The sequence below is a fragment of the Heliobacterium mobile genome (assembly GCF_009720735.1).
Lineage (GTDB): Bacteria > Bacillota > Desulfitobacteriia > Heliobacteriales > Heliobacteriaceae > Heliobacterium > Heliobacterium mobile.
In genome coordinates, this window is the sequence record NZ_WNKU01000137.1 from 1 (window position 1) to 478 (window position 478).

The 478-nt window shown below is 49.8% G+C and carries 2 rRNA genes; both read right to left on the reverse strand.

The window, feature by feature from the left end:
* Positions 1-55, reverse strand: a 5S ribosomal RNA gene (rrf, locus tag GJ688_RS21670); the annotation flags it as partial.
* A gap of 334 nt (positions 56-389) precedes the next feature.
* Positions 390-478 (reverse strand): 16S ribosomal RNA (locus GJ688_RS20155); the annotation flags it as partial.

The window sequence follows — 478 nt, forward strand, 5'->3', positions numbered from 1 at the left end:
TAACTGCCGTGTTCGGGATGGGAACGGGTGTGACCCCTCCGCCATTGCCACCAGATCAGTTTGTAGTTGTTGAGGTCTGTCCGATTCATTACCGGATTTAGAAGATTACTATACTTAGTTGAGCTTTTCAACCGGTAAGTTTCTCCAGTCCCTCAAAATCAAACAGTTGTGTTAGCCGCGTGCTTAACCTTTCCGTTCGGACCTGTCCCATCGCACTGTATCGAGATGCTGCTCATTACACAGTTAACCTGCCAATTTGCGTATCTCTATAAGAGCATAACTGGGAGGTCTCCGTTCGGTTCGACCTCGACATCTCACTGTATAGAGGCTTCATCCCTTCACTAGAAAAACTAGCAATGTTCACCCTCTACCGTGACGAGTCTCCATAGAAAGGAGGTGATCCAGCCGCACCTTCCGATACGGCTACCTTGTTACGACTTCACCCCAATCATCGACCCCACCTTCGGCGGCTGGCTCC